The sequence below is a fragment of the Azospirillum sp. TSH58 genome (assembly GCF_003119115.1).
Taxonomy (GTDB): Bacteria; Pseudomonadota; Alphaproteobacteria; order Azospirillales; family Azospirillaceae; genus Azospirillum.
In genome coordinates, this window is sequence record NZ_CP022363.1 from 674,187 (window position 1) to 689,017 (window position 14,831).

Sequence of the window (14,831 nt, forward strand, 5' to 3'; positions counted from 1 at the left end):
CTGATTTTATCGTTATTGGGGGACCGGCAAGACTTCAGTAGGGAAGGAAGCCGGTGGAAATCCACGGAATGGCGGCGACCACGATCAGGCCCACGAGGAGGGCGGCGACGTAGCCCCAGATGTGCTTCAGACCTTCGTCCGGGCTGACCTTGCTGATGGCGCAGGCGCCGTAGTAGCCGACGCCGAAGGGCGGGGCGAACAGGCCGATGCCCATGGCGAAGATCACGACCATCGCGTAATGCACCTCGTGCACCCCGGCGTCGCGGGCGATGGGGAACAGCAGCGGGCCGAACAGGACGATGGCGGGGATGCCCTCCAGCACGCTGCCCAGGATGATGAAGGCGACGATGGAGATGGCGAGGAAGCCGTAGCCGCCGCCGGGGATGTCGGCCATCCACAGGGCCAGCGCGCGGGAGAAGCCGGACTGCGTCAGGCCCCAGGCCATGGCGGTGGCGCAGCCGACGATGAAGATGATCGCCCCGGTCAGCGACGCCGTCTCGATCAGCATCGGCTTCAGCCGCGCCCAGTCGAACTGGCGGTAGACCAGCAGGCCCATGAGGGTGGAGTAGGCGATGCCGATGGTCGACACCTCGGTCGCCGTCGCGACCCCTTCCACCACCGCGGCGCGGATGACGAAGGGCAGCAGGATGGCCGGCAGGGCGGCCACGGCCAGACGGGCGATCTCGGAGGCCGGCGGGCGGCGGATGTGGCTCAGGTCCTCGTGCCGGTAGCGCCACCAGACGACGGCGCAAAGCGCGGCACCCAGAACCACCGCCGGCAGCAGGCCGCCCGCGAACAGCGCCGCGATCGACACGCCGGTGACCGAGCCGATGGTGATGAGGACGATGGAGGGCGGGATGGTCTCGGTCTGCGCGCCGGTGGCCGACAGCAGGGCCACGAGGTCGCCCGGAGGGGCGCCGCGCTTCTTCATCTCCGGGAACAGGACCGGCGCGATGGCCGCCATGTCGGCGATCTTCGAACCGGAAATGCCCGACACCAGATACATCGCCCCGATCAGCACGTAGGACAGGCCGCCGCGCACATGGCCGAGCAGGCTGGCGAGGAACTGGATCATGGCGCGGGCCATGCCGGTCATCTCGATCAGCAGGCCGAGGAAGACGAACAGCGGCACCGCCAGCAGGATCAGGTGCGACATGCCCTCGTCCAGCCGCCCGACCATGACGAGCAGCGGGGTCGAGGTGGTCAGCGCCAGATAGCCGAAGGTGGCCAGCGCGAAGGAGAAGGCGATGGGAACGCCGCCGAACACGCAGGCGGCGACCACGCCGACGAAGAAGATGACGAGGTTGGCCTGCCCCAGCGGCTTCAGCGCCGGCCCGGCCAGCCAGAAGGCGACGGTCACCGCCGCGGTCAGGGCGACCGCCGCCAGGGTCAGCCGCAGGTTGCGCATCCGCATCAGGCGGATCAGCGCGACCACGGCCATCAGCCCCAGCCCGGTCGGCAGGGCCGCCGCGCGCCAGGCGTTGCTGATCTCCAGCGCCGGGGTGACGATGAACTGCTCCTCCATGGCGTAGTCCAGGGCGGGGTGCAGGATCATCGCCAGGAAGGCGATGGGGGCGGTGATCGCCAGCGTCTCCAGCAGGGTGCGCGCCGTCGGACCGACGCGGCTGACCAGACCGGTCATCCGCATGTGCTCCCCGCGGCGCAGCGCCACCACGGCGCCCAGCATGGACAGCCACAGGAAGAGGATGGAGGCCAGCTCGTCCGACCACACCAGCGGCGCGTGGAAGACGTAGCGCGCCGTCACCCCGGCCAGCAGGATGGCGATCTCGGCCAGAACGATGAGGGCGGCCGCGCCCTCCACCGTCGCCGCGAGGCCGCGGTCCAGCCGATCGGTCCAGGAACCGCCGGACGCGGCCCCTGGCATGGCGCCGCCCTCGTCGAGCGCCGTCGCGTGGTGAGACAAAGCCGCACCCTCCCTTCCCGTGTTGTCCACAGCTTTTCTTCAGGCCGGCGTCAGGCGAGCTTGCCGACGGCGCCTTCCAGAAGCGCCCAGGCCTCGTCGCCGAAGCGGCCCTTCCATTCGCCGTAGAAGCCGCTGTCGCGGAGCTTGGCGCGGAAGCTGTCGGGGGACGGCTGGTTGAAGGTCAGGCCCTTGGACTGGAGGTCGGTCTGCACCGACTGGTTCAGCGCCTTGATGTCCTCGCGCTGCTGGACGCCGGCGTCGTTGATCGCGGTGGAGACGATCTTCTGCAGGTCGGGGGGCAGGCCGCGCCACGCGCGCCCGTTGGCGATGAACCAGAAGCCGTCCCAGATGTGGTTGGACAGGGCGCAGTACTTCTGCACCTCGTACAGCTTGGCGACCTGGATGATCGGCAGCGGGTTCTCTTGCGCGTCGACGATGCGCGTCTGGAGCGAGGAATAGACCTCCGAGAACTGGAGGCTGGCCGGGGCGGCGGACAGCGACTTGAACATGGCGATGCTGAGCGGGCTGACCGGCACGCGGATCTTCAGCCCGTCCATGTCGGCGGCGGACTGGATCGGCTTGGCCCCGCTGGTCATCTGGCGGAAGCCGTTGTCCCACATCTTCTCGAAGGCGTGCAGGCCGACCTTGGAGATGGCGCCGCGCACATGCTCGCCCAGCTTGCCGTCCATGGCGGACCAGACCTGCCCGTAGTCGGCGAAGGCGAAGCCCACGGCGTTGATGGCGGCCACCGGAACCAGCGTGGCGATGACCAGCGCCGACGGGGTGAAGAAGGTGATGCCGCCGCTGCGCACCTGCGACAGCATGTCGGTGTCGCCGCCGAGCTGGTTGTTCGGGAAGATCTGGATATCGACGCGGCCGTTCGTCTCGCGGCGGATGCGCTCCGCCGCCTCGTGCGAGCGGACGTTCAGCGGATGGGTCAGCGGCAGGTTGTTGCCGTACTTGAAATCGAACTCGGCGGCGCGGGCGATGCGCGGCGCGCCGATCAGGGTGGCGGTGCCGGCCCCCGCGGCCAATCCGACCGCCGGGGTGGCGGCCAACGCCTTGAGCATCGTGCGGCGCGAGAGCGGGTTCATGCTTTCCTCCCAGGAAACGTTGATGTAGTTTGATGTTCGACGGTGATTGTTGGTTGGACGGTATGTGCGCGAATGGCTGGTGTCAAACGCGAATGATGATGTGATTTGATGGGATCGGAGGGTTTTGAGCCGTGATGCAGGATGATGCGGACGCCGTCGCCGCGCCCCCCGAAAATGCCCGCGGATTGCCGCGGATCGCCGACATCGCGCGGCTGTCCGGAGTCTCCACGGCCACCGTGGACCGCGTGCTGAACCACCGCCCCGGCGTGCGCCCGGCGACCGTGCAGCGCGTGATGAAGGCCGCGGCGGAACTCGATTACATCCCGGAATCGGACCTCAGCGCGGCGCTGGGACCGAAACCGGTGCGGCTGGCCTTCCTGCTGCCGGACGGGACGAACCGCTACCTGACCCGGCTCGGCCAGCTCATCCGGCAGTCGGAGGAAGCGCTGGCCCCGCTGGGCATCCGCGCGCAGGTCGAGTTCATCAAGAGCTTCAACCCCGACCTGCTGGCGCGCAGCCTGCTCCAGCACTGGCGCAAGGTCGACGGGGTCGCCTTCATGGCGCTGGAGCACCCGGCGGTGCGCGAGGCGGTGAACGAGCTGGCGGCCCGCAACGTGCCCACCGTGACGCTGATCTCCGACGTGCAGAATTGCCGGCGGGCCGCCTATGTCGGGCTCGACAACCGGGCGGCGGGGCGGACCGCGGGCTATCTGTTCGCGCGCTTCCTCGGCGGGCGGACGGGCAAGGTCGCGATGATCGCCGGCAGCCTGAGCTACCGCGCGCACGAGGACCGCGAGCTGGGATTCCTGAACGTTCTGAAGGAGATGGTCCCCGCCATCGAGGTGGTCGGGCTTCGCGAGGCCCACGACGACGAGGCCAAGAGCTACCGGCAGACGCGGACGCTGCTCAGCCACCACCCCGACCTTGCCGGAATCTACACCATCGGCGGCGGGGCGGAGGGCGTGGCCCGCGCGCTGAAGGAGGCGCGGCGGGAGCGCGAGGTGGTCTTCATCGGCCACGGCTTCACGCCGGAGACGCGCTCGCTGCTGATCGACGGCACGATGGAGGCGGTGATCACCCAGGACCCGCGCAGCGCCCTGATGAGCTGTGCGGCCGTCTTCGCCAACCTGCGCGCCGGACGCGAGGCGATGCACGGCGTGGAGCCGCCGCGCATCGAGGTCATCTTCAGGGAGAACCTGCCCTCCGCGGCTCCGCCGTGACCGGCGCCGGGGACGGGGCGGGCCGCTTGTCACGGACCATCACGACCAGCAGGACGGCGCAGAGGATCAGCGCCAGCGCGGCGTAGGTGCGCAGCGGCGGCGTCTCGCCCAGCACGACGATGGCGCCGGTCACGCCGATCACCGGCACGATCAGCGAGCTGACCGACGCCTGCGCGACGCTCAGCCGACGCACGATGGCGAACCACAGCAGATAGCCGCCGACCATCGCCACCAGGATATGGAAGACCAGCGCGACCAGCACGCGTGGCTCCAGCGCCAGCGTCGGGGCGGGGTCCAGCGCCAGCGCGAAGGGCAGCACCACCGGCAGGGAGATGGCGAACTGCCAGCCGGTGATTGCGTTCGGCCCCATGGTCCAGGCCGTCCGCTTGATGAGGACGTTGCCCAGCGCCCAACTCAGCGCGCCGGTCAACATGAAGGCGGGGCCGAGCGGCAGGGCGCCCAGCCGCAGCAGATCGGGGCCGAGCAGAACGGCCAAGCCCGTCAGCCCGCAGGCCAGCCCCATCCACTGGCGCGGGCCGGGCCGTTCGCCCAGGATCGGGATCGCCAGCAGCGTCGCCCAGGCCGGCATGGTGTAGGCGATGATGGCCGCCCCGGAGGTCGCCATGTTCATCTGCCCAAAGGCGGAGCAGATGTTGAAGCCCGCCATGTTCAGCAGGGCGACGGCGACCAGCGGCCAGCGCTGCCCGCGCGGCACGGCCAGCGACTCCCCGCGGGACCGCGCGTAGGCGAACAGCACCGCCGCGCCGACGGCGAAGCCCAGGCTGCGCAGCGTCCAGGGCTGGATCTGGGTGAGGATGATCTTGACGGCGGGCCAGTTCAGGCCCCAGCAGACGCTGATGAGGCCGACCAGCGACAGATCCAGCGCCCGAGCGCGGCTTATCATGGCATGGGATTCCGGGTGTGGGGTGGTCGGTAGCGATCGCACGTTCAGTTCCCTCTCCCCTCCGGGGAGAGGGAGGGGACCCGCCGCGAGAGCGGTGGGGAGGGTGAGGGGGCTGGTGCGCCAACGGCGCACCGCCAAGGGGCATGCTGCCCCTTGGCAATCCCCTGGCGTGGGCTTGTGGCCCACGCTGCCCCCTCACCCTAACCCTCTCCCCGGAGGGGAGAGGGAATTTCACCGAGGGGATTTCATGGGTCCTAGAACCTTACCGCGTCGCCGCCCTTCAGGGACAGCATGGCGCGGGCCTCGTCCGGCGTCGCGACCTCAAGGGCCAGCCCCTCGATCAGTTTGCGGACCATGGCGACCTGTTCGGCGTTGGAGGTGGCGAGGCGGCCCGGACCGGCCCACAGATTGTCCTCCAGCCCGACGCGCACGTTGCCGCCCAGCGCCAGCGACTGCGTGGCGATGGGCATCTGGTTGCGCCCGGCGCCCAGCACCGACCACACATACTGGTCGCCGAACAGCCGGTCGGCGGTGCGCTTCATGTGCATGACGTCTTCCGGATGCGCGCCGATGCCGCCCAGGATGCCGAACACCGACTGCACGAACAGCGGCGGCGTCACCAGCTTGCGGTCCAGGAAATGGGCCAGCGTGTAGAGGTGCGAGATGTCGTAGCACTCGAACTCGAAGCGCGTCCCGTTGCCGGAGCAGGTCTTCAGGATGTGCTCGATGTCCTTGAAGGTGTTCTTGAAGACGAGGTCCCGGCTGTTCTCCAGATAGGTGCGCTCCCAGTCGTGCTGGAATTCGCTGAAGCGGTTCAGCATGGGGAACAGACCGAAATTCATCGAGCCCATGTTGAGCGACGCGACTTCCGGCTGGAACTGAGCGGCGGGGCGCAGCCGGTCCTCCACCGTCATGGCGGCGCTGCCGCCCGTGGTGATGTTCACCACGGCCTTCGTCGCCTGCTTGATGCGCGGCAGGAAGCGCTGGAACAGATCCGGGTCCTGGGTGGGGCGGCCGGTCTCCGGGTCGCGGGCGTGCAGGTGGACGATGGCCGCCCCGGCCTCCACCGCGGCGATGGCCTCCGCCGCGATCTGGTCCGGCGTCACCGGCAGGTGCGGCGACATGCTGGGCGTGTGGATCGAGCCGGTGACCGCGCAGGTGATGATGACTTTGCGCGCGCTCTTCTTGGGCGTGGTCATGATTTCCTCCCTTGTCTCCCTCGCCCCTTGAAGGGGCGAGGGGACGATATGTTGTTCTTCAGATCACCGCTTCGATCAGGAAGGGGCCCTTGCGGGAGAAGGCGGCGGTGAGCAGGCGGTTGAAGCTCTCCGCGTCGGTGGCCTGTCCGCCCTCCACCCCCATGCCGCGGGCGAGCGCCACCCAGTCGAGGTCCGGGCGTCCCAGCTCCGTGCAGTTGCGGGCGTTCGGACCCATGTCCCGGAAGCCGAGGTTGCCCAGTTCCCATTGCAGGATGCCGTAGCGGCGGTTGGCGAAGATGATGGTCACCACGTCGGCCTGCTCGCGCGCCTGGCTCCACAGGGCCTGGAGCGTGTACATGCCGCTGCCGTCCGCCTGGACGGTCACCACCTTGCGATCCGGGCAGGCGATGGCCGCGCCGAGCGCCAGCGGCATGCCGATGCCGATGGCCCCGCCGGTGATGGTCAGCCAGTCGTGCGGACGCGCCCCGGCGCAGGCCGTGTAGACCATCGGGCTGGAGGAAATCCCCTCGTCCACCACGATGGCGCCTTCCGGCAGCAGGGCCGCCAGGGACTGCCCGACGCTGTCGGCGGTCAGTGCGCCGGTCGCCGGTTCGGGAAGGGCGAGCGGCTGCGCCGGAACGGGCGTCCCGGCGGCGTCCACCGCCTTGACCAGCCAGCGCAAGGCGGCCAGGGCGTCGCTGCCCGGCGGGGCGACGTTGTGGATCCGGCAATCCTCCGGCGCCAGACGGCTGGGCTTGTCGGGGTAGCCGAAGAAGCCGACCGGCTCCCCCGAACCGATCAGGACGACGTGCTTCGCCCCTTCCAGCGCCGCGATGCCAAGGTCGATGGGGTAGGGGAAGCGCTCCACCGTCACGCGGCCCGCCCCGCGCTCGATGCGGGTGGCGCCGGTGTGGGCGTAGAGCTTGGCGCCGGTCGCGGCGGCGATCCGGCCGGCCAGGGCCAGCCCTTCCGCCCGCGTGGCGCGGCCGTTCAGCAGGATCACCACCCGCTCCCCGCCGCGCAGGGCGTCGGCGGCGGTTTGCAGGGCGGCGGCGTCCGGAGCGGTGGGGGCGGGCGGCTCCACGACGATCGGGTCCACCGCCGCCGCGTCGTCCCAGGAGGAGTCCGAGGGCAGGATCAGCGTCGACACGCCGCCCGGCGGGGTCAGCGCGGCGCGGATGGCCTCCGCCGTGTCCGCGGCGACCGAGGCGGCGTCCGGCACCGTGCGCACCCAGGCCGACATCGGCGTCGCCAGCCCTTCCACGTCGGAGGTCAGCGGCGCGTCGACGCCGCGGTGCCACGTCGCGTGGTCGCCGACGATGTTGATCATCGGCACGCGGGCGCGCCGGGCGTTGTGCAGGTTGGCCAGCCCGTTCGCCAGCCCCGGCCCGAGATGCAGCAGGGTGGCCGCCGGGCGGTCGGTCATGCGGGCGTAGCCGTCCGCCGCCCCCGTCGCCACCCCTTCGAACAGCGTCGGCACGCAGCGCGCGCCGGGCATGGAGTCGAAGGCGGCGAGCGCGTGCAGCTCCGACGTGCCGGGGTTGGCGAAGCAGGTGTCGACGCCGTTCGCCACCAGCGTCCGGACCAGAATTTCCGCGCCTGGGATTTTTACGCCGGTCATCGTGCCGCCTCCGCGAGTCCGCCTTCGAAACCATCCAGGAAGCTGGCGAGATTCACCGCCAGCGCGTCGCAATCGTAACCGCCCTCCTGCACGACCACGGTCGGCAGGCCGGCGCCGGCGATCTTGCGGCCAAGCGTGGCGAAGCCCGGCGTCGTCACCTTGAAGAAGGCCAGCGGGTCGCCGACGTAGGTGTCGAAGCCCAGCGACAGGACCAGCGCCTCCGGCCCGAAGGCGGCGATGTGGGTCAGCGCCCCGTCCACCGCCTCAAGGAAAGTGGATTCCTCGGTGCCCATGGGCAGGGGAATGTTCAGGTTGCTGCCCAGGCCGCGGCCCTTGCCGCGCTCGTGCGCGTAGCCGGCGAACCAGGGGTAGAAGTTGTTGGGATCGCCGTGGATCGACACGACCAGCACGTCGTCGCGCTCGTAGAAGATCGCCTGCGTGCCGTTGCCGTGATGGACGTCCACGTCGAAGACGGCGACGCGCGGGGCGCGGCCCTGCTGGGCCAGCACCGGCAGCATCGCCTGGGCGGCGACGGCGGCGTTGTTGATGTAGCAGAAGCCCCCGGCCATGTCGCGGGACGCGTGGTGGCCCGGCGGGCGGCACAGCGCATAGGCCGCGCGCTCCTGTCCGCTCGCCACCATCAGCGCCGCGTGGACCGCCGTGTCGGCGCCGCCGCAGACGGCCTCCCAGGTACCGGCGCCGATCGGGCAGGCGGTGTCCGCCATGTGCCAGCCGGCCTGACCGACGATGCCCGTCGGATACTCGGCCATGTCGGTGTTGCGGTGGACGTTGGGGACGATGACCTCCGACGCGTCGGGCAGGGCCGACCAGCGGGCGTGGGCGGTTTCCAGGAAGCGCAGATAGTCGGCGGAATGGACCGCCGCGCGCGGACCGGCGCCGTAGGTTGGCGGCTCCTCCACCGTCACGCCGCGCGCCCGCAGGGAGCCGACGAGCGCCTCCGCCCGTTCCGCCTTCTCCGGCGAGGGCTTCGGCTGGCCGCGCACCAGGAAGGTCGGCGGACGATGGCGCAACTGGGCCTCGGCAAAGACGTAGCGCATGGAAAGGCTCCCGGAGTGAATTGATCCCCTCTCCCCAGAGGGGAGAGGGGGGTTATGCTTTACCCAGCCGCGGCCAGAACCGCGTCGGCCAGGACCGCGCAGCCGGACGCCGCGTGCTCGGGCTTGATGTTCTCCGCCTCGTTGTGGCTGAGGCCATTCTCGCAGGGGATGAAGATCATCGCCGTCGGCACCTTGCGGGCGACATAGACCGCGTCATGGCCCGCCCCGGACACGATGTCGCGGTGGCTCAGGCCGCGCCGCTCCACCGACCGGCGGACATGGCCGACCAGCTCCGGCGCGAAGGGCGTGGTCGGGAAGGCCCAGAAGTCGGTCAGCTCCAGCGTCAGGCCGCGCTTGTCCGCGATGGCGGCCAGCCGCTCGCGCAGCAGCGCGTCCATGCGGGCCAGCGCGTCGGGGTCCGGGTTGCGCAGGTCGATGGTGAACCAGACGCGGCCCGGAATGACGTTGCGGGAGTCCGGATGGACCTGGACGCGCCCGATGGTCGAGCAGGCGTCGCCGCCGACCTCCAGCGCGATGGCCTCCACAGCCTCCATCATCACGGCGGCACCGGCCAGCGCGTCGCGGCGCAGGCGCATGGGCGTCGGCCCGGCGTGGGATTCGCGGCCCGTCACCGTCGCCTCGTACCAGCGCTGGCCCTGCGCGCCGGTCACCACGCCGATCTCGACATTCTCGGCCTCCAGCACCGGACCCTGCTCGATGTGCGCCTCGAAATAGGCGCCCATGACGTGGCCGGTGACCGGAACCTCGCCCTTGTAGCCGATGCGCGCCAGCTCGTCGCCGAGGCGGACGCCGTCGGTGTCGCGGATGTCCAGCACATGGTCGAGCGTGAAGACGCCCATCGCCACGCCGGACCCCAGCATCGGCGGGGAGAAGCGCGCACCCTCCTCGTTGGTCCAGACGATCAGGTCGATGGGGGCGTCCGTCTCGATGCCCTGGTCGTTGAAGCTGCGGATGACCTCCAGCCCGGCCAGCACGCCGTAGATGCCGTCGAAGCGGCCGCCGGTCGGCTGGGTGTCCAGGTGGCTGCCCATGCAGACGGCGGGGCGGTCGGGGTTGCGGCCCGGACGGCGGGCGAAGATGTTGCCAACCTCGTCCACCGTCACGGTGCAGCCGGCCTCCTCGCACCAGCGCACGAAGAGGTCGCGGCCCTCCTTGTCAAGGTCGGTCAGCGCCAGCCGGCACAGGCCGCCCTTCGGCGTCGCGCCGATCGTCGCGAGGTCCATCAGGGTCCGCCACAGGCGGTCGCCGTCGATGCGCAGGTCAGACATGGTCCCTATCCCGATCCCAATTCCGAATTATTGTTGAGTGTCGGCGCGGACGGCGGTCAGCAGCCCGGTCACCGTGGGCAGGCTCAGCCCCGCCCGTTTTGCCAGTTCCAGCGGCGCGTCCAGCACCGCCTCGATCTCCGCCCGCCGGCCCGCCGCCACGTCGGCGCGCAGCGCCGGGCGGATGCGGCCCGGATGCTGGGCCATGGTCCACACATCCTCGACCTTCGCCGCCGCCGGGTGGCCGAGCGCCGCCGACAGGGCCAGCAGTTCCTCGACCACCGCGGCGAAGCCGGGCTGAAGCGCGTCGTCGTGGGCGATCTCCTGCGCCGGCTTGCCGGTGGCGAGGCCGAGCAGGCCGAAGGCGAAGGGCGCCAGCAGCGCCGTCCACACCTCCGCCCGGATGTCCGGCACGGCCAGCGCGTTGAAGCCGCCCGCCCCGAACAGAGCCGCCAGATCCCTGGCCCCCCCGTTCCCCGCCACCGGGCCGAGGGCGAGCCGCAGCCCGCCCAGATGCCGCAGATAGCCAGGCGTCCGCCGCTCCACCGCCACGCGGGCGACGGCGCCGACGATGCGGTCCGCCGGGATGGCGTCCGACAGCAGACCCTTGGGATCGACCGACGCCAGCGGGGCCGCCGCCAGGGGGCCGCCGATGGTCTCGTTCGCCGGGTACCACCAGGGGATGCCGCCGACCACCGGCACCAGCCGCGTCTTCGGCCCCAGCAGGGGAAGAAGCAGGTCCAGCACGTCGGTCAGCAGCGGCGCGGGCACCGCCAGCACCACGACGTCCTGCGGGCCGAGGGCCAGCGTGTCGTCGGTCACCAGGGGCCGCACCGTCACCGGGCGGCCCGAGGGGCCTTCGACCGTCAGCCCGTCGCGCCGCAGCGTGTCGAGCGTCCGCCGCCGGGCGACCAGCGAGGCCGGCAGCCCGGCGGCGGTCAGCCGCGCGGCGATCAATCCGCCGACCGCCCCGGCCCCGATGACGGCGACCTTCATGCCCGCCCCGTCAGGCGCTGTTGCGCAGGGCGGCCGACCGCCGCGTCACCGGAACCACGTCCTCCGGGATGGTCCAGCCCTTGCCGGGGATGGCGTCCAGCAGGGTGCGGGTGTAGGCGTGCTGCGGGTTGCCGAACACCTCCTTCGCCGGGCCGATCTCGACGATGCGGCCCTTCTGCATGACCGCGATGGTGTCGCAGATCTGGGCGGCGATGCGCAGGTCGTGGGTGATGAACAGCATCGACAGGTTCAGCCGGTGCCGCAGATCCTCCAGCAGGTCGAGCACCTGCGCCTGCACCGAGACGTCAAGCGCCGACACCGGCTCGTCGGCGATCAGCAGCTTCGGCTCCAGCGCCAGCGCGCGTGCGATGGAGATGCGCTGGCGCTGCCCGCCGGAGAACTCGTGCGGGAAACGCTCCGCCGCCGAGGCGTCGAGCCCGACGAGCTTGAGCAATGCCTTCGCCTTGTCGAGCGCCTTGTGGCGGTCCTCGCCGAAGGCCACCGGCCCCTGGGTGATGATGTCGCCCACGGTGTGGCGCGGGTTCAGCGAGGCGTAGGGGTCCTGGAAGACCATCTGGACATGCCGGCGGTAGGGCCGGAAGGCCGGGCGCGACAGCGACAGCAGGTCGACCCCTTCGAACAGGATCCTGCCCGAATCCGGCTTGATCAGCCCGACGATGGAGCGGCCCAGCGTGGACTTGCCGGAGCCGGACTCGCCGACCAGACCGACCGTCTCGCCCTGGTGGATGGTCAGCGACAGGTCGTCGCCCGCCACCACCTTGCGCCCCGGCGTGAAGAAACCGCCGCCGAGGTGGAAGGTCTTGCACACCTTCTCCGCCGTCAGCACCGGCTGGCGCGCGCGGGTGAAGTCCTCGCGGTGCTCGATCAGGTGCGGGACCGCTGCGATGAGCTGGCGGGTGTAGGGGTGGCGCGGGTGATTCAGCACCTCCTCGGCGGTGCCGATCTCGACGATCCGGCCGCGCTGCATCACCGCCACGCGGTGGGCGATCTCCGCCACCACGCCGAAGTCGTGGGTGATGAACATCACGCCCATGCGGCGCTTGGCCTGGATGTCCTGGATCAGCTCCAGGATCTGCTTCTGGGTGGTCACGTCGAGCGCGGTCGTCGGCTCGTCGGCGATCAGGATGTCCGGCTCGACCGCCAGCGCCATGGCGATCATCACGCGCTGGCGCTGGCCGCCCGACAGGCGGAACGGGTAGCTGCGGCGCAGATGGTCCGGCTCCGGCAGGCCGACGGAGGCGAGAAGCTCCACCACGCGGGCCCGGCGGGCGGCGCGGTCGAGTGTGGTGTGGTAGCGCAGCACCTCGTCGATCTGGTCGCCGACCCGCATCAGCGGGTTCAGCGCCGTCATCGGCTCCTGGAAGATCATGGCGATGCGGCCGCCGCGAAGCGCGCGCTGGTCGCGCTCCGGCAGGCTGAACACGTCGGTGCCCTGGTGGCGGATTTCGCCGGAGGAGACCTTCACCGCCTTGGGCAGCAGGCCCATCACGGCGTGCGCGGTCATCGACTTGCCCGACCCGGACTCGCCGACCACGCAGAGGATCTCCCCGTGCTCCAGCGTGAAGGTCAGGTCCTCGACCGCGTGCGGGCGGTCGGCGCCGCGCGGCAGGTCGATGGTCAGGTTGCGGACGTCGAGGAGAGGCGTCTCGGTCATCAGGAACGGCCCTTTCGCGCCAGCTTGGGATTCAGCGCGTCGTTCAGCCCCTCACCCACGAGGTTGAGGGCAAGCACGGTCAGAAGGATCGCGATGCCGGGGAAGAAGCTCATCCACCAGGCCTGACGGATCACCGTGCGGGCGGCGCCCACCATGTAGCCCCAGCTCATCAGGTTCGGATCGCCGAGCCCGAGGAAGGAGAGGGAGCTTTCCAGCAGGATCGCCGTCGCCACCATCAGCGAGGCCGACACGATGATCGGGGACAGGCTGTTGGGCAGGATCTGGCGCCAGATGATCGTCATGTTCGACTGGCCGGTGGTCACCGCGGCGTGCACGAACTCGCGGCTCCGCAGGCTCATGAACTCGCCGCGCGCCAGCCGCGCCAGCGGCGGCCAGGAGACGATGGCGATGGCCAGCACGATGGAGGTCAGCGAGGGCGTGAAGATCGCCACCAGCACCACGGCCAGCACGAAGTTCGGGATGGTCTGGAACAGCTCGGTGAAGCGCATCACCAGATCGTCGACGCGCCCGCCGTAGAAGCCGGAGACGGCCCCCAGGAACACGCCGATCAGCACGGCAACGGCGGTGGAGGTCAGGCCGATCAGCAGCGACACCCGCGCCCCGTGGGCGATGCCCGCCGCGATGTCGCGGCCCAGCGTGTCGGAGCCGAGCAGCGCGTCGTCGGACAGCGGCGGCTGGAAGGGCATCGCGGTCATGTCCCACGGGCTGGCCGGGTACAGCACGTCGGCGAAGGCCGCCATCAGGACGATCAGGGTCAGGAAGACCAGCCCGATCACCGCGCCCTTGTTGCGGGCGAAGGCGCCCCAGAAGCCGGAGCCCTTGCGGGACGGCGTGATGGCCGCGGCGGTCATGGCGCCACCTCGATGCGCGGATCGACGAGGGAATAGATCAGGTCGGTCAGCAGGTTGAACACCACCACCACCACCGAGGTCAGAAGGAAGATGCCGAGCAGGACCTGATAGTCGCGCTGCAGCACGGCCTCGAAGGCGAGGCGCCCGATGCCGGGGAGCGCGAAGACGGTCTCGATCAGGATGGAGCCGCCGATCAGGTGGCCCGCCTGGAACCCCGCCACCGTGATGACGGGCAGGATGGCGTTGCGCAGGATGTGCACCGACACGATGCGCCATTCCGGCAGGCCCTTGGCCCGCGCCGTCTTGACGAAGTCCATGTCGCGCACCTCCAGGATCGAGGCGCGGGTCAGCCGGGTGTAGACGGCCATGTAGAAGAGGCCGAGCGTGGTCACCGGCAGCACGAGGTGCTTCGCCCGGTCGAGGAAAGCGTCCCAGCCGGTGTAGCCGGCGCCGATGCTCTCCGTGCCGAAGGCGGGCAGCCAGCCGAGATTGACCGAGAAGAGAAGGATCAGCATCAGGCCGATCCAGAAGATCGGTGTGGCGTAGGCGGTCAGCCCGACCACGGTGATGGCGGTGTCCGACCAGGTGCCGGCGCGCATCGCCGCCAGCGTGCCGAGCGCCACGCCGCCCAGCAGGGCCAGCACGAAGGCGGTCAGCGTCAGCGACAGGGTGACGGGCAGGCGGTCCATCAGCAGGTCGAAGACGGGCCGCTGCTGGCGGTAGGAATAGCCGAGGTCGGCCTGCACCACCTTGGCCATGTAGGTGCCGAGCTGCTCGTACAGGGGGCGGTCGAGGCCGAACTGCTGGCGGAGCTGTTCGACGAACTTGGCATCGGCGGCCCCGGCCTCGCCCGCCATCACCGCGGCGGGGTCGCCGGGCGCTGCGTGGACCAGGAAGAAGTTGAACACGGCGATCGCCAGAATGACGAAGACCGCCTTCACCAGCCTCTGTGAGATGAATAGGGCGATGCGGGGCATGTTGT

Annotated in this window: 12 protein-coding genes; 1 reads left to right on the forward strand and 11 read right to left on the reverse strand. The window is 70.4% G+C overall.

Annotation, left to right across the window (positions count from 1 at the left end; translation table 11 throughout):
- Nucleotides 1-34 precede the first annotated feature (34 nt).
- Complete coding sequence (locus tag TSH58p_RS02790; protein WP_109071567.1) at nucleotides 35-1,885, reverse strand: TRAP transporter large permease subunit; 1,851 nt, start codon at nucleotides 1,883-1,885, stop codon at nucleotides 35-37.
- A gap of 89 nt (nucleotides 1,886-1,974) precedes the next feature.
- Nucleotides 1,975-3,018 carry a TRAP transporter substrate-binding protein gene (locus TSH58p_RS02795; protein WP_109071560.1) on the reverse strand — a complete coding sequence of 348 codons (1,044 nt, stop codon included), beginning with the start codon at nucleotides 3,016-3,018 and terminating at the stop codon, nucleotides 1,975-1,977.
- Nucleotides 3,019-3,152: 134 nt separating this feature from the next.
- Here TSH58p_RS02795 and TSH58p_RS02800 point away from each other — a divergent pair, with 134 nt between their 5' ends.
- Nucleotides 3,153-4,238 carry a LacI family DNA-binding transcriptional regulator gene (locus tag TSH58p_RS02800; RefSeq protein WP_109071559.1) on the forward strand — a complete coding sequence of 362 codons (1,086 nt, stop codon included), beginning with the start codon at nucleotides 3,153-3,155 and terminating at the stop codon, nucleotides 4,236-4,238.
- On the opposite strand, the gene TSH58p_RS02805 is transcribed toward TSH58p_RS02800, so the two are convergent.
- From TSH58p_RS02805 to TSH58p_RS02845, 9 genes are all read right to left on the reverse strand, one after another.
- Nucleotides 4,204-5,142 carry a DMT family transporter gene (locus TSH58p_RS02805; RefSeq protein WP_109071558.1) on the reverse strand — a complete coding sequence of 313 codons (939 nt, stop codon included), beginning with the start codon at nucleotides 5,140-5,142 and terminating at the stop codon, nucleotides 4,204-4,206. The genes TSH58p_RS02800 and TSH58p_RS02805 overlap by 35 nt on opposite strands.
- A gap of 254 nt (nucleotides 5,143-5,396) precedes the next feature.
- Nucleotides 5,397-6,341 (reverse strand): 3-keto-5-aminohexanoate cleavage protein, encoded by a 945-nt coding sequence (locus tag TSH58p_RS02810; RefSeq protein ID WP_109071557.1) that lies wholly within the window; start codon nucleotides 6,339-6,341, stop codon nucleotides 5,397-5,399.
- 58 nt (nucleotides 6,342-6,399) lie between these two features.
- Nucleotides 6,400-7,962, reverse strand: coding sequence for an acetolactate synthase large subunit (locus TSH58p_RS02815; protein ID WP_109071556.1), 1,563 nt, complete (start codon nucleotides 7,960-7,962; stop codon nucleotides 6,400-6,402).
- Nucleotides 7,959-9,020 (reverse strand): histone deacetylase family protein, encoded by a 1,062-nt coding sequence (locus TSH58p_RS02820; protein WP_109071555.1) that lies wholly within the window; start codon nucleotides 9,018-9,020, stop codon nucleotides 7,959-7,961. Before TSH58p_RS02820 ends, TSH58p_RS02815 begins: the two co-directional genes overlap by 4 nt.
- A gap of 59 nt (nucleotides 9,021-9,079) precedes the next feature.
- Entirely contained in the window at nucleotides 9,080-10,309 is a 1,230-nt protein-coding gene (locus tag TSH58p_RS02825) for a Zn-dependent hydrolase (protein WP_109071554.1), read from the reverse strand.
- A gap of 27 nt (nucleotides 10,310-10,336) precedes the next feature.
- Complete coding sequence (locus tag TSH58p_RS02830) at nucleotides 10,337-11,302, reverse strand: ketopantoate reductase family protein (RefSeq protein ID WP_109071553.1); 966 nt, start codon at nucleotides 11,300-11,302, stop codon at nucleotides 10,337-10,339.
- 10 nt (nucleotides 11,303-11,312) lie between these two features.
- The gene (locus tag TSH58p_RS02835) at nucleotides 11,313-12,977 is read right to left on the reverse strand and encodes an ABC transporter ATP-binding protein (protein ID WP_109071552.1); all 1,665 of its coding nucleotides are present in this window, start codon (nucleotides 12,975-12,977) and stop codon (nucleotides 11,313-11,315) included.
- Nucleotides 12,977-13,849 (reverse strand): ABC transporter permease, encoded by an 873-nt coding sequence (locus TSH58p_RS02840; protein ID WP_109071551.1) that lies wholly within the window; start codon nucleotides 13,847-13,849, stop codon nucleotides 12,977-12,979. Before TSH58p_RS02840 ends, TSH58p_RS02835 begins: the two co-directional genes overlap by 1 nt.
- Nucleotides 13,846-14,826, reverse strand: coding sequence for an ABC transporter permease (locus TSH58p_RS02845; RefSeq protein WP_109071550.1), 981 nt, complete (start codon nucleotides 14,824-14,826; stop codon nucleotides 13,846-13,848). Before TSH58p_RS02845 ends, TSH58p_RS02840 begins: the two co-directional genes overlap by 4 nt.
- Between the last annotated feature and the right edge of the window lie 5 nt (nucleotides 14,827-14,831).

Excerpts from the sequence above, each read along its gene's own strand:
- TSH58p_RS02815 (WP_109071556.1), bottom strand. The coding sequence starts at position 7,962 with ATGACCGGCGTAAAAATCCCAGGCGCGGAAATTCTGGTCCGGACGCTG.
- TSH58p_RS02795 (WP_109071560.1), bottom strand. The coding sequence starts at position 3,018 with ATGAACCCGCTCTCGCGCCGCACGATGCTCAAGGCGTTGGCCGCCACC.
- TSH58p_RS02835 (WP_109071552.1), bottom strand. The coding sequence starts at position 12,977 with ATGACCGAGACGCCTCTCCTCGACGTCCGCAACCTGACCATCGACCTG.
- TSH58p_RS02800 (WP_109071559.1), top strand. The coding sequence starts at position 3,153 with ATGCAGGATGATGCGGACGCCGTCGCCGCGCCCCCCGAAAATGCCCGC.
- TSH58p_RS02845 (WP_109071550.1), bottom strand. The coding sequence starts at position 14,826 with ATGCCCCGCATCGCCCTATTCATCTCACAGAGGCTGGTGAAGGCGGTC.
- TSH58p_RS02825 (WP_109071554.1), bottom strand. The coding sequence starts at position 10,309 with ATGTCTGACCTGCGCATCGACGGCGACCGCCTGTGGCGGACCCTGATG.
- TSH58p_RS02830 (WP_109071553.1), bottom strand. The coding sequence starts at position 11,302 with ATGAAGGTCGCCGTCATCGGGGCCGGGGCGGTCGGCGGATTGATCGCC.
- TSH58p_RS02840 (WP_109071551.1), bottom strand. The coding sequence starts at position 13,849 with ATGACCGCCGCGGCCATCACGCCGTCCCGCAAGGGCTCCGGCTTCTGG.
- TSH58p_RS02790 (WP_109071567.1), bottom strand. The coding sequence starts at position 1,885 with ATGCCAGGGGCCGCGTCCGGCGGTTCCTGGACCGATCGGCTGGACCGC.
- TSH58p_RS02810 (WP_109071557.1), bottom strand. The coding sequence starts at position 6,341 with ATGACCACGCCCAAGAAGAGCGCGCGCAAAGTCATCATCACCTGCGCG.
- TSH58p_RS02820 (WP_109071555.1), bottom strand. The coding sequence starts at position 9,020 with ATGCGCTACGTCTTTGCCGAGGCCCAGTTGCGCCATCGTCCGCCGACC.
- TSH58p_RS02805 (WP_109071558.1), bottom strand. The coding sequence starts at position 5,142 with ATGATAAGCCGCGCTCGGGCGCTGGATCTGTCGCTGGTCGGCCTCATC.